This is a genomic window from Finegoldia sp. P1-F-LS (assembly GCF_052932205.1).
In genome coordinates this window covers 1-13,487 of sequence record NZ_JBRFJH010000018.1, presented here as the reverse complement: position 1 = coordinate 13,487, position 13,487 = coordinate 1, and the positions used below count along the sequence as shown (strand labels likewise).

Here is a 13,487-nt window from a genome sequence, read left to right as displayed (position 1 = left end):
TACAATTCTATAGCCTCCAGATTTACCTGATAAGTATTCTAGTACTAATTTTATTTTAAATTCTTTTGTATATTTTGGCATACAAAAACCCCTCCATCCGTATTCCGGATTTTGGGGTTCAGATCAATCTTCAAGCGTGTCTTCTAGTTTTTTCTTTAAGCTATAATCCTTGTCCAACATATAATGTTCAACTTTAACATCTACTCTTGCATTTGGAACCCAAATTGCTTTTAGATATACTGGTGCTACCACGTCGTTACCGAAAGAGTAAAGTTCTGGAACCTTATAAGTGTCTCTATAGCTTGTGTCTTGCTCGTTAGTGTAGTCACCTGTTGTGGCATCTTTCTTGTAACGAATGACTTCCCAACCCATAAAGTCATAGCCCTTCCTTGTAGGCTTAATTTTCGGCTCTACAAGCTTTTGTCTTTGAATAACTGTAAAGATTTGCTTGTTACCATCGTTAGCTTCTTTTTTCGCATAGGTATTTATCTCTTCTTGACCTATGTCGCCTTCTTGTATCTTTTTGCGACTAGTAGTTAAATCTTCTTCTTTAATATTTCTTAAAGATCCATCGTTTGGATCGAAAGTTACCTTCCACTTGTAGTCAGGTTCGCCCCACTTAGCATATAGGTTTACTGGGTGAGAAGGCATCTTTTCGCCCGGGTTCTCCCAAATAAGCTTTGAACCAGCAGGGTCAAGTGCCCATCCCTTAAATACCATTTGGTCTGAAAGATTTTCTGGTCTTTTTACCTTTAATTTGTTATTGTCATTTGGATCGTTAAAGACAAGGTCTGTAAGGCCTAATTTTTTCAAGTTTTCTGGATTGTCTAGTAAGTTTTTCGGATTATCTTTGTAATACTCTCTTTCTTCTCTTGGTGTCTTGTCATCTACCAAGTTAGGGCTTAGGGCCTTTAGAGGGAATTCATAGAAGGTATCTATTGAGTTTGTTGCTCCAAATTCTTTGTCATCTTTAATCTTTGATGGGTCGTAGTTAAATCTCAATGGATACTTGTTACGAGTGTATTTGAATCGAAGATAGCCGTTTTCTTCAAATGGTTTAACTATAGGATTACCATCTTCATCATTCAATGGATCACCAAATTCATCGGCATCGCTAAAGAAGACTGATATAAAATCTAGCTGACCGATAGGAAGTTTAGTTCCGTAGTTGTTATAGTATGTCCCACTATTGTTAGGAGTGATTTCATCACGCTCATCATTTAGATTGTTAATTTCATCCTCATTCACACGGCCATTTTCCTCGCTTTCCTCTGCGATTGCTGGCCAAGCGCTTCGAGGATTATATCCATAAGGGGTAAAGCCTTGAACACGTGGATATCTATGCCTATAGTCTGGAGAAGCTGTATCCGCCTTAGTTCTCACAAGGTCGTAACGTATTATGGTTTCACCGTCCTTAAAGCCATCCATCCAAAAGTCCATGTGGTGAGGGATGGAAGGCGAATCTTGTTTTATACCAAAAGAAAGAGTTTTAAAGTCTAATGGATCCAAATCCATTGTTGTTCCATCGCCCTTATCTATCTTCTTAGTATAGCCACCCCAATTAGTGTAGTTTGCCATATCCAGGAATTCATCGGCATTTAATCTGTAAGGTGGCGTGTCCAAATGAAGCGGCCAATTTGGTACAGTATAGTTTGGTCCCCAACCAAAACTTTGATAACCAGGAGTGAATCCTTTGGTTTGTTTGGCATCGTTAGGCCACTTATACATCATCTCATTAAATCTCGCCTTGTAATGGTAAAGATTGCCAGGTCCACCCTTCATTACCGCTTCACCTTTCGCTTCGTCGTATTGCCAAATTTCAGGGTAGAAGGTGTTTTTATCAGGTTGTGCATTGGACTTAGTAAAGTAAAGGTCGTAGACTTGTCTGTCGTAGTAGATATTGTAAACAGTCCTGCCTGTTGAATCAACAGACTTAACTAGGTTTACATTTTCTGGGTCCTTGTTTTGATCATGTGTTAGAGCTTGGTTGTAGACGAAAAACTTGTCTAAAAGTTTATTTTTTCTTCTATTAAAGGTCTCACCATTCCATATCTTATTTAGACGAGCTTGGTCTAGGTCAGGGAATTTTAATCCTTTTACAGGTTCTTCATCCAGGTTTGGTCTCGAACCTGTGTCTTGGTCTTTATAGACACGAGTGCCTATATAGTCGTACTTATCTAGTAGTGATGCATCGTCTGCATGGTCTGCCTTTTCTGCCCAGAATTGGACAGCGTAGTCTGCCTTTTCCTTGTCCTTCCACACAGCTGTGAAAGTAACTTTGTTTGCCGGCATAATCAAATTGGCATCAAGATTTTTGCTAGCTTCATTAGTTCCAACTTTAATTATTTCATTTGCTTTAAAAGTTTTTCCATCCTTTGTTGTTAAATCAACAGATGGTTTCCAGCCTTGGAACTCGCCGCCAACTTTTGTAGGAATAGATTCATCGGCAATTTTAGGAATCACTTGTCCATAATAAAGTGTACGAGCTGGAAGGGCTGTGCCGCCTTTTGTGTCAAAAACTACATCGTAGTGGGCACGGTTGTAACGGTATTCCAAAATAAAGTTCTCGGCATTTTCCGGAACTTGCATGTTAATAGATTCAGCTTCCGGAACAAAGCCTTTTCGGTTTGGATCATTTTCATTCAAGGGGCTGACTTCCATGGTGGAGCCGGTGTTCCCGTTTTGAGTGGTAATAAGCTGTCCTTCTTCTCCAACTCTTCCGTTCGGATTTGTGTACTTGGTAAAGTCTTCCAAGTCTTGGAAGACATGCTTGATTGTTATGGTATTTGACTTAGCCTTGTATTTAAAGTCTTTGTTAGCTTGGTATCTTATGCCATTAGTATCATTACCTGTTTTATTATTACCATTTGCAGCGTTTTTTACTGTATCGTAGTCGATTTTATAATCGTCATCTGGCTTTTCGTAGCCTGTAAGATCTGGAAGTTTAACTGTTTGCTTGACCTTATCTTTTTCTGCTTGAGTTGCTGCTTCCCCTACACTGGCAATATAAGGTTGGTAGTCAACCTGATACTTTTCTCCTCTTTGAACCTTGTAGTCAGTACGCAAAGTGTAGATCGCTGGCTGTTTGGGATTTTCAATCAACTCCTTTGCCGTCTTCCCCTTTTCTGGTTTCGCCACCGTAACAGGTGTTTTGTTATTTATGATTTCGCTTTTATTATTTGACAAATTATTGTGATCAACATCTGCTGCCAATAAGTGTACTGGCATTGATGTCAAGATCATTATAAAAGTCATTAAAAAGCATAAAAATCTTCTAAATTCTTTTTTAAATGAATGCTTCATATCACCACTCCCTAAAATTTATTTTTAAATAATTTTGCCTACAGTTAGGCTTATCTTACTTATATCACAAAATCAGTAATTTTACAAGATTTTGGATTGGTATTCAATGCTTTTTTTCGAAAAATATAATGTGAAATAAAAATCTATCGTATTTTCCTGCGATAATTTTTAACAATTAATTTTAAATTTTCAAGAAATATGTAACCGATTGTATTTGCTAAAATTTAAGAAATTATTTTTTCACAATAAAAATTCAGATTATCTTGTTCAATTATATGATATGCGTTCTATTGTTCTTATATTAATTTGTACTCCGCGTTGCAACGTGCAAAAATTTCTTGTATAAAAATTAGTATTATGTTTAATTTTTTACAATAAATTTTTCCACGAAAAAAAGGACTCCATCAAAGAGTCCTCATTAATTATTTCCATCACTTAAAATATCCAAATAATGTTGCAATCTTTCATTTAAATACTTTGAAAACAAATTCTCCATTGTCTTTGTGCTGTGCTTTTCATGATAATCATCAAAAGCTTTGTAATAAGTCAATCTATCTTTGAATTTAATATCAATTGGTGGATATCCTGCCTTCATCAATTCCAAATTCACCAGAAGCCTACCAGTTCTGCCATTTCCATCTATAAATGGATGTATGCTCTCAAACTCAATGTGAAAACGCGCGAGTTTTGAAACAATATGTTCAGTATTTTTCTTATAATTGTGCATAAGTTCGTTCATTTTCGGCTCAATCAAATACGGTTGAACAGGTTCATTGGTAGCGCCCATAATTTTTACTGGAACTCTACGGTACACGCCACGGTCTTGTATTTTGTCCGATAATACCAAATAATGAATTTGCTTAATCACATTTTCATTCAAATCTGCCTCTTTTTCCACAAGCTCTCTTACAAAATCAAAAGCCTCCTTGTGACCTATAACTTCCAAGTGATCCTTCAAAGGTTTCTTATCAATCGTAAGTCCTTTCAAAACCAAATCAGTCTCTCTCAAAGTCAAAGTATTTCCTTCAATCGCATTTGAATTATAAGTGTATTCAACTGCAAATTCTTCGTTCAATCTGGCTACTTCCCCTTCAGTCAAAGGCCTTTTCTTATCCAACTCTTGTTTTTTTAAATCAATTTGAGAAAGCAAGCTGTTCGTTGATTTGTATCGGCTGTCGGAAGGTTTTTGTGCATCAATCGGTATCTTCCATAGTCTTCCATCTTGAAAAGCCCCATCAATTTTGCCTTGAGCACACAACGCTCTCACTCTTCTATCTGAAATTTTCCATTTTTCTGCAACTTGTTTTACAGTTAAATACACACATATCCCTCCAATCTTTATTTAATTATATATTCTTATCGGAATAATAACAACCTTATCGGAATAATACACTTGCATTTATCGGAACGATAGATTCTCCCACGAAAAAAAGGACTCCATCAAAGAGTCCTCATTATATCAACCTATTTTACTTCTTCAGCGCTTTCCCATAAACCATGGATATTGCAATAACTTAATGCGAATACTTTACCTGGTTTAGTAGATTTTACATAAGCGTGAGCGTGTGGTTTAGTGAATACTTCGCCTTCACCGTGAGCTGCTGCTTGGTAAGAAGCTACTTCTACTGGGAATTTTTCTCCTTCTGGTTGGAAGAATACTTTAATCCATGCAATGTGGTGTTCGAAAGTGTTTGGATGTTCGATTTCTTCACCTACGATTGCGCATACTTTGAATCCGTCATCTTTTTTATCAATATGAATAACTGGAACGTGTTTTTCTGCTTTCCAATCTCCAGATTGAACTGTTTCTGTTAATTTAGCCATTATATTACCCCCTATAAAATTTCTTACAGATTATTTATACCCCAATTACACTAAACTAATCATTAATTACATCTAGGTTTAGTTCTTCAAGTCGGTTAATGTTTTTATTCAAAAGCATCATCACGCAAATGATTAATAAAATAGTTCCACAAATCACAAATAACAGACCAATTTTAAAAGAGGAGCCTCAATGACATACTCATGAAGCTCCTTTTTCTTTAAATATCTTATTTATTATTTTATTTATATCATAAATTTGGTTTGCTTTTATGCTCTAAATTTTTCGTTCATTAGAATCCCCTATATTGTAATTTCATCCTTGCTTTTTTCATAAAATGATACGCCACAGCATATAAAAGTATCAAATTCAACACAATTTTTTTCATATCTGCTTGATTTCCCACAATTATTTTTCTGATTTCTTGTGTTATTGTGAGTTTGTAGCCAAATATCAAAAACGCTGTTGTGATAAATCCTGTAAATGATGCGACTCTTTCGTAAATAAATGTGAGTGCCATGAACAAGAAGAACACGCCATACATGAAAATTAAAGCCAATATTATCGCTACAATCAGATTTGGCTTGAATTGTATTATCCCGTTCAATCCATTTCCCGATAGTGTAATTACAATCGAAAATAAAATCGCAGCTTTTACTAACCAAACGATGCTTCTTTTGAAATAAATCATAGTGATGCTGGTTCTAGATGAAATCATATTAATCAGCCCGTCGCTTTTGATTTCAAATTCTATGGATTTGACAAGTTCAAACAACACTGTTTGCAACAAATACCATATCAAAAAATATGTGAATGATTCGTTGTTCCAATTATCCGTTGATTTTAGCATAAAAGAAACGCCTGCAAGCATGATAATATCCGATATTAGCTTTGAGAAAAATTCTATCTTGTAATTTTTGTTTTCGTCGATGTATTTTCGTAATTCTCCGTATTTATATCCCATACAAATTACCTCTTTTCATGCTTTTTTGAATGTTTTTATCGTATGAAATTTTGACCAAAACGGACAATACAACAGCTTGTATCAAAAGCTGTATTATCAAATCATATCTGATATTATTCAGTTGTAATTGTGTGAAGATTGTACGTGCATTGTTAAATGGGAATATTATTTTATTAATAAATAAAAGCAATTTATTGTTCACTTTTGCGGTAATATCTCCGAAAAACAACATATATGTTTCTGCCAAGGCGACAAAACTTCCAAGTCTTTTATATAATAATGTGAAGCTTGATAAGAAAGTGCCCAATTGATAAAGTATGAACACAGACACAACCATCACTAAAATTATTATAGGAATGTGGTTGAATTTCGAATAATCAAAGTCTACTGATACAAATATCAGTGTGAATATCACTATTACTTTTATCGTATTCATCAAACATTCCACTAAATTTCTGTACAAAACAACAGATAGTATCCCTGTTTTTGATTGGACAATTGATATCAGTGTTCTGTCTGTTATTTCGTTTTGTATCAAAAACGTTGGTGATTCAATCGCATAAGTCGCATAATACCACAATATCATCATCAAAAACACGATTTCTTTTTCTTTTACAAACAGTCCATCAATGATGAAAAGTGCCATCAAAAGCACTGCGATGTTTGCAAATATAACGTTGAATTTGTATTTTTTGATTTCTGAGAAATCTCTGTTAAATTCCAATAACAATTTATTAAACATTTGAAATCACCCTGAAGTACACATCTTCTGCCGTCAAAGATTCTTTTCTCATGCTTATTATGTCACAGTTTTTAAGTAGAAATTCCTTCTCAGCTTCATCGTAAACTGACAATATAATTGAATTGTCGGTAAATTCGTATTTCGTTTTCTTCAAATTATCTAGTAGATTTCTGTTGGTGTTTTCTATTTCAATGATGTCTTTTTGTAAGTCTTTTGAATCAAACAACTGTTTGGATGGTTTATCCAGTACAATTTTCCCTTCATTTATTAGTATTAATCTAGAGTTGATGTTTTTCATAAATGATAGGTCGTGACTTGTGAAGATGACTGTCTTTTGGTCTTCAACTGCTGTTTTGTGTAGGAAATTCAACAAAATATTCATGCTATTGATGTCCAATCCATTGGTAGGTTCATCTAAGCAAATTATGTCGGGATTGGTTAGAAGTGTCACTATGAGTGAAAGTTTTTGACGATTTCCTTGCGATAATTCTGATACTTTTTTGTCCTTGAATTCTGTAAAATCGAGTTTGTTCATCAAATTATGCACTTCATTTTCATTGTAATTAACGTGGTTTAGTCCGAGAAAATACATGATGTTTTCAGTGGCTGTTAAATAATCGTAATATCCTCCACCACTTTCAAGCACAAGTTTGGTGTGTTCTCTGATTTTAGAATTTTTGTTGGATATATTATCAACTCTGCACTCTCCTTGATCTTGGTACAATAATCCACACAAAATCTTGATTAGTGTGCTTTTCCCTGAGCCGTTTTTCCCTATAATTGAAACTATTTCGCCCTTTTCTATTTGTAAATTCTCAACGTCAAGTACAGTATTTCCGTCGAATGATTTTTTAATATTATTAAATTGTATATACATTTGTTGCCTCTTATCTATGTAAAATGGCACCCATTACAGTGCCATTTATATTATTTGTCGTATTTTTCGATGTCATCGATGACTTTGCCGATGTATTCGATGGTGTCTTTGAGTGGTTTATCTGTTGTGATGTCTACTCCTGCAGCTTTTGCGATTCCGACAGAATCTTCTGTGGAGCCTAATGCCAATGCTTTGAGCCATCTGTCTGCTGCTGGTTTTCCTTCTTCTACAATCATTTTGGATACTTGTGTTCCGATTGTTAGTCCTGCGGAGTATGTGTATGGATACAATCCCATGTAGTAGTGAGGTTGTCTCATCCATGTTAATTCTGATCCTTCGTTGATTTCAACGTCTTCTCCCCAGAATTTTTGTAGTGTTTCTTTGAAGATTCTTGACAAATCATCAGCTGTGAATCCTTCTTTGGCATCGATTAATTTGTACACTTCTCTTTGGTAGTATCCTTCGATGAAGTGTGTGACGAAGTTGTGGAAGTAGGTTCTGGAGATTATTTGTCCACACAAATATCTTCTTTCTTGGTCAGTTGTTGCTTTTTCTAGCAAATATCTGCTCATGATGAGTTCGTTTGTTGTGGATGGTGATTCCACGAAATACATTGATGGGTCGTTGTCCAACACGTTTTGTGTTTTTTGTGAGATGTAGGATTGTCCTGCATGTCCCAATTCGTGCGCCAATACTATGGCTTCTGTTAGTTTGCCAGTCCACGATATCAACACGTATGGGTGTGCCAAGAATGGAGATGCGCAGAATGCTCCTGTTGATTTTCCAAATGTGTTTACAAAGTCAATCCATTTTTCGTCAAATGCACGATCTAGCATTTTGGAATAATCTTCTCCTAGGATTGATAATCCGTCTTTTAATAAGTTTCTCGCATCTTCAACTGAAATGTTTTTGGAGAATGAGTTTTCCACATCAAGCTTCAAGTCCATGAATGTAACCTTGTCCAAATCGTATTCTTTCTTGATGATTTGGGCGTATTTTCTCATGTGTTTCGGAAGTTCCTGCATGATTACATCTAGTTGTCTGTCGTACAATTCACGAGAAATGTTTTGTCTGTCTAACAAGAAATCGATCACTGAATCGTATCCTCTTAGTTCACTTTCTGCCTTTTCTGCTTGGCAATGTGACAGATAAATCATCGCTGTTGTGTTTTTGTATTTGGCAAGTTCGTTGTAGAACACTTCGTATGATTTTCTTCTCAAATCTGTGTCAGGGTCGTTGTCGTAAACTCCTTCGAACAAATTATAAGTCATTTCGTATTTTTTGCCATTTACTTCGAAATCAGGGAATGTGATGTCGTGAATTTTCGTTGTGTTGTAGATTTCGTAGAATGAGCTAAATGTTTGCGAGAATTTGCTTATAGCATTTTCCACTTCCTTGGATAAGATGTGTTCTTTTTTCTTCAACAAATCGTCGATGTATCTTGTGTTGTTGGCGTCGTTTTTCACTTCTTCAAGTGTTTGTTCGTCAACTTGTACGAGTTCTGTTTCAAAAAAGCTCATTTTGTTTTCGATGTCTGCGATTTTTGTGAATGTAGCCATGGCTCTTTTTTGAGATTTTTCGTTGTGGCCGTCTGCTTCCACATCAAGTGATGCGTAGTGTGCGATGCGGTCGATGTTTGCAACGATATCTCTGTAATCGTCCATTGCGTTTTTGATTAAGTCTGCTGATTTGAGTTTGTTTTCGTAATTTTTCTTGAAATCATCTGCCATCAAATCAACAGTCTTTACTGCTTTTTCGAATTCTTCTTCTGTTTTATATAGTGCCGATAAATCCCACATGTATTGTGGGTCTGCTTCTTCTCTTTTGCAATATTTTAGTATATCCATTAGATTGCCCAGTTTCCTTCCTTAAATACTTCTATTTCTTTGCCGTCTGCTGTAGTTCCAACTATTCTCATGTCTTTTGATCCAACCATGAAATCCACGTGAATCAATGAATCGTTGATTCCATTTTCCTTCAATTCATCATCTGTCATGTCCACTCCTCCTTCTACACAAGTTGGGTAAGCTTGGCCAAATGCAAGGTGACATGATGCGTTTTCGTCGTACAATGTTTTGATGAATGTGACGTTTGATTTAGAAATTGGTGATTCGTAAGGAACAAGTGCCACTTCTCCCAAATATTTCCCATTTTCGTCAGTGTCGAACATATTCTTCAAAGTTTCCTTGCCAACTTCTGCATCGAAGTCCACAACTTTTCCATTTTTAAATTCAAATCTCATCTTGTCGATTGTGTTGCCACCGTAATTCAATGGTTTGGTGCTGTAAACAACGCCATTTACCTTGTCTTTGTGAGGTGCTGTGAACACTTCTTCTGTTGGGATGTTTGGAACAAAAACATTTCCGTAATTATCTGTAGATTGTGCAGCCATCCACACGTGTCCTTTTGGAAGTTCGATTGTCAAATCAGTTCCCAATGAGTTTGTGTAGTGAAGCTTCACGAATTGGTGTTTGTTCATAAATTCTGCGTGTTTGTCCATTGTATCCAAATGTTCATCCCAAGCTTTGATTGGATCTTCTGTGTCAGAACGTGTCGCCTTGAAGATTTGATCCCACAATTTTTCTACTGCTTCTTCTTCTGAAAGTTCTGGGAATACTCTCTTCGCCCAGCCAACACTTGGAGCTGCGACAACACACCAGCTGTTGATGTCATTCATTGTGTATTTTTGAATTGGTTTCATCTTTTCAGCAAAAACCTTGGATCTCATTTGAACTCTGTCGGCATCAACGCCTTTCAAATTTTCAGGATCTTGGCAAGATACAGATATCACACCTGCCTTTTTTTCAAAATAGTATTTGGATTTTTCAACGATAAAATCTGGAACGTCCTTCAACGCTTCTTCTGATGCGTTTTCGTAGTACATTCTGTTGATCTCATCGTCATTCCACTCCATGACAACTTCGCTGCAGCCTTTTTCGTAAGCGTATTTCACCAAAAGTCTTGCAAAATCAGCTCTCTCAACTGCGCAACGAATCACAAGCGGTCTATCGTTTGCATTGATTCCTTTTTCAATTATCAATCTTGCGTAATTGTTTAGTTTTTTGTCAAAATTTTCCATATTATTCCTCCTTACATCACTAATAATATTATATGGTTTTCCCGATATTTTTTCAATTTTATGGAAATAAAATGTTTGTAAAATACGTAAAAATACTTGTTTTTGATTGACTTTAAGCTGTTCTTATACTAAAATCTAGTTATATATGAAAGGATGAATTTATGATTAAATACGCAATTTTTGATATGGATGGAACTTTAATCAACTCCATGTACAAATGGAACCGAGTTATCTTGGATTACATTGACGATTTGGGAATAAAACCTGATGATGATTTTATCAAGAAGATCAAAACCAAAACACTTTTGACATCTATTGATTACATTCACGAAACTTTTGATATTAAAAAAACCACAGACGATGGTTTGAATTTTATATATTACACAATTAGAAACGGTTATATGAACGAATTTGATTTGAAGCCGGGCGTTGTGGATATGCTCGAAAAGCTAAAATCTATGGGTATTAAAATGTGCGTTGCAACTGCAACAGAAGACCACTTGGCAATTCCTGCTCTTGAAAAACAAGGGATATTGGATTATTTTGAATTCGTGCAAACTTGTAAATCTGTGGGTTACCACAAATACGAAGAGGAATACTGGAAGAGTGCTTTGAATAAATTGGGTGCTAATGTGGACGACACGATTGTGTTTGAAGATGCATTGTACTGCATCGATACGGTTGACAAGATGGGATTTAAAGTCGTGGGAATTACTGACGATTCCACTGTCAATGATTATGATGTGATTGATGAGAAGGTGGAACAACACATCGAATCGTACGATGATTTGGACTACAATTTGTTCAAATAGGAGATTGTATGAATAAAATAGTTTACATGTTCATATTGTCCATGCTTCCCGTCTTGGAAATCAGAGGGTCGATGATTTATGCACTTGCAAATAACATCAACCCAGCACTTGCATTCGGGCTGTCTGTGATTGGCAACATCTTGCCGATACCATTTTTGATTTTGTTGACACAAAAAGTACTACAATGGTTGGATACAATCGACACTTTCAAACCATTTGTGGATTGGATTAACAAAAAAGCACAAGAAAAAAGCAAAACAATCGACAAGTACGGAAGATTGGGGCTATACATTTTGGTGGCAATCCCACTTCCTGGAACAGGCGCTTGGACTGGCGCATTGGTGGCGTCATTTTTGGGATTGAGTCCTAAAAAAAGCATGCTCCCCATAACACTTGGAGTCATCACAGCGGGAACTATCGTGATGCTTTCAACAATGGGTGTGTTGAATGTAATTAAATAATTGGCAATCAAAAAAAGACCTGTGTAGGTCTTTTTTTTGGTTAATTATTATTTTCCCTTTTTTGTTTGTTTAAATACAAATACGCCAACACTATTATTCCCAACGAGAATAAAATCATCATTCTTTCGTCTTTGCTGCCTGATTCTGGGAGTTTTTCATCTTGCGGTTCTTTCTTTTCTACTACGAGTGATTTCTTGGATAAATCAGATTGCGACAATACTACATCGAACTCACGCACTTGTCCTTCTATCAAATGAACTGCGCCGACTCCATTTTCTGTCAATCTATCTTCATTATTCACTGTAAGCACGTAATTTCCAGGAAACAAATTGTCGAACACAACCTTTCCTTCTTCGTTCGTGTACTGGAATGCATACATATCTGTCCTTCTGTCTTTTAATGAAACGAGCACTTTTTCTTGTGGTTTGTCTGCTTTTTTCACGTTGATTATAAGTGCTGATTCGAACTCTTTTTTCATTTTTTCGTTTATTTGTGAACTATAAATAGATTCTTCGGAATTTGGATTGATTTCGATGTCATCTATCTTGAAATTGTCGTGTTCTTCAAAATATTCGCTCATTTTGTCGACATACACTTCGTATTTGCCAGTATCTTCCACTTCAAAATGCGCATATCCGAACACATCTGTTTTTGAGATGTATTTTTTATTTCCAGATTGTAATCTGACCTCTATTTCTTTGAGGGCAATGCCGTATTTGTCAGTAATTCTGTAGGTTACCTTGTAGGTCTTGTCCTTGTCTTCCTTGGTCTTTCCAAATATAGTCTTGGTATTCACGACATTGTTTTCGAGTGTGATGACATCTTCATCGAAGAAATATCCCGACGGAGCAGACACGACTTTTATCGTGTGTTCTGTAGGAGCAAGCCCACGAAATTGGATTTCTCCTTTCTCGTTGGTTTGGTTCTCACGAGATTTCCCCGTCTCGACATCCGTCACAATTAGCTCTACCTTAGGTATGGGTCTGCTTTTTTTATCCAAGACTGTGATTTTAAATGTCGCATTGTTTTCGTCGAGCACTTGTTTTACGGCAAATGACAAGTTCGCTTTGAAATTTTGCATTATTTTTTTACTGACACTATCGTTTTGATGTCTATTTGGATTTATTATATTGTCTATCTTGTCTATTTCCGATGCAGAGGTGATTTGCGGTATCATCATTATCACCACTAGAACGAATAGTATTTTCTTCAAAATTTTCATAACACTTCTCCTATTTAATAATATATCACAAAAGAAGCGTGTTTTCTTGTATTTGCACAAAAAAATCGCACGATATTATGATCTGAACCCCAAAATCCGGAATACGGATGGAGGGGTTTTTGTATGCCAAAATATACAAAAGAATTTAAAATAAAATTAGTACTAGAATACTTATCAGGTAAATCTGGAGGCTATAGAATTGTAG

At 35.8% G+C, this 13,487-nt stretch carries 11 protein-coding genes; 2 read left to right on the top strand and 9 right to left on the bottom strand.

Translation table 11 applies throughout. The features are described 5' to 3' along the window. Positions 1-123: 123 nt before the first annotated feature. The 8 genes from ACU68Y_RS08935 to ACU68Y_RS08900 all read right to left on the bottom strand — a co-directional run bounded on the left by ACU68Y_RS08935 (position 124) and on the right by ACU68Y_RS08900 (position 10,787). The gene (locus ACU68Y_RS08935; protein ID WP_446765338.1) at positions 124-3,303 is read right to left on the bottom strand and encodes an InlB B-repeat-containing protein; all 3,180 of its coding nucleotides are present in this window, start codon (positions 3,301-3,303) and stop codon (positions 124-126) included. A gap of 418 nt (positions 3,304-3,721) precedes the next feature. Further along, positions 3,722-4,624, bottom strand: a complete 903-nt coding sequence (locus ACU68Y_RS08930) for a Fic family protein (RefSeq protein ID WP_316058386.1) — start codon at positions 4,622-4,624, stop codon at positions 3,722-3,724. A gap of 143 nt (positions 4,625-4,767) precedes the next feature. Further along, a complete protein-coding gene (locus ACU68Y_RS08925) occupies positions 4,768-5,127 on the bottom strand; it encodes a desulfoferrodoxin family protein (RefSeq protein ID WP_002835885.1) in 360 nt (119 codons plus the stop codon). 290 nt (positions 5,128-5,417) lie between these two features. After that, entirely contained in the window at positions 5,418-6,089 is a 672-nt protein-coding gene (locus ACU68Y_RS08920) for an antibiotic ABC transporter permease (protein ID WP_446755720.1), read from the bottom strand. Continuing rightward, entirely contained in the window at positions 6,079-6,831 is a 753-nt protein-coding gene (locus tag ACU68Y_RS08915; protein WP_446755719.1) for an antibiotic ABC transporter permease, read from the bottom strand. The genes ACU68Y_RS08920 and ACU68Y_RS08915 overlap by 11 nt, the downstream gene beginning before the upstream one ends. Further along, positions 6,824-7,708, bottom strand: a complete 885-nt coding sequence (locus ACU68Y_RS08910) for an ABC transporter ATP-binding protein (protein ID WP_304152073.1) — start codon at positions 7,706-7,708, stop codon at positions 6,824-6,826. The genes ACU68Y_RS08915 and ACU68Y_RS08910 overlap by 8 nt, the downstream gene beginning before the upstream one ends. Positions 7,709-7,758: 50 nt before the next feature. Next, positions 7,759-9,555: an oligoendopeptidase F gene (pepF, locus tag ACU68Y_RS08905; RefSeq protein ID WP_446755718.1), complete on the bottom strand. Its 1,797-nt coding sequence runs from the start codon at positions 9,553-9,555 to the stop codon at positions 7,759-7,761. Next, positions 9,555-10,787, bottom strand: coding sequence for an aminopeptidase (locus ACU68Y_RS08900; protein ID WP_446755717.1), 1,233 nt, complete (start codon positions 10,785-10,787; stop codon positions 9,555-9,557). Before ACU68Y_RS08900 ends, pepF begins: the two co-directional genes overlap by 1 nt. A gap of 161 nt (positions 10,788-10,948) precedes the next feature. On the opposite strand from ACU68Y_RS08900, the gene ACU68Y_RS08895 reads away from it, so the two are divergent. Together ACU68Y_RS08895 and ACU68Y_RS08890 are read left to right on the top strand one after the other, a co-directional pair. Then, positions 10,949-11,599, top strand: a complete 651-nt coding sequence (locus ACU68Y_RS08895; protein ID WP_060790954.1) for an HAD family hydrolase — start codon at positions 10,949-10,951, stop codon at positions 11,597-11,599. 8 nt (positions 11,600-11,607) lie between these two features. Beyond that, positions 11,608-12,060, top strand: a complete 453-nt coding sequence (locus ACU68Y_RS08890) for a COG2426 family protein (protein WP_060790955.1) — start codon at positions 11,608-11,610, stop codon at positions 12,058-12,060. Positions 12,061-12,100: 40 nt separating this feature from the next. Here the strand turns inward: ACU68Y_RS08890 and ACU68Y_RS08885 are convergent, their stop codons facing one another. After that, the gene (locus ACU68Y_RS08885; RefSeq protein ID WP_446755716.1) at positions 12,101-13,282 is read right to left on the bottom strand and encodes an MSCRAMM family protein; all 1,182 of its coding nucleotides are present in this window, start codon (positions 13,280-13,282) and stop codon (positions 12,101-12,103) included. Between the last annotated feature and the right edge of the window lie 205 nt (positions 13,283-13,487).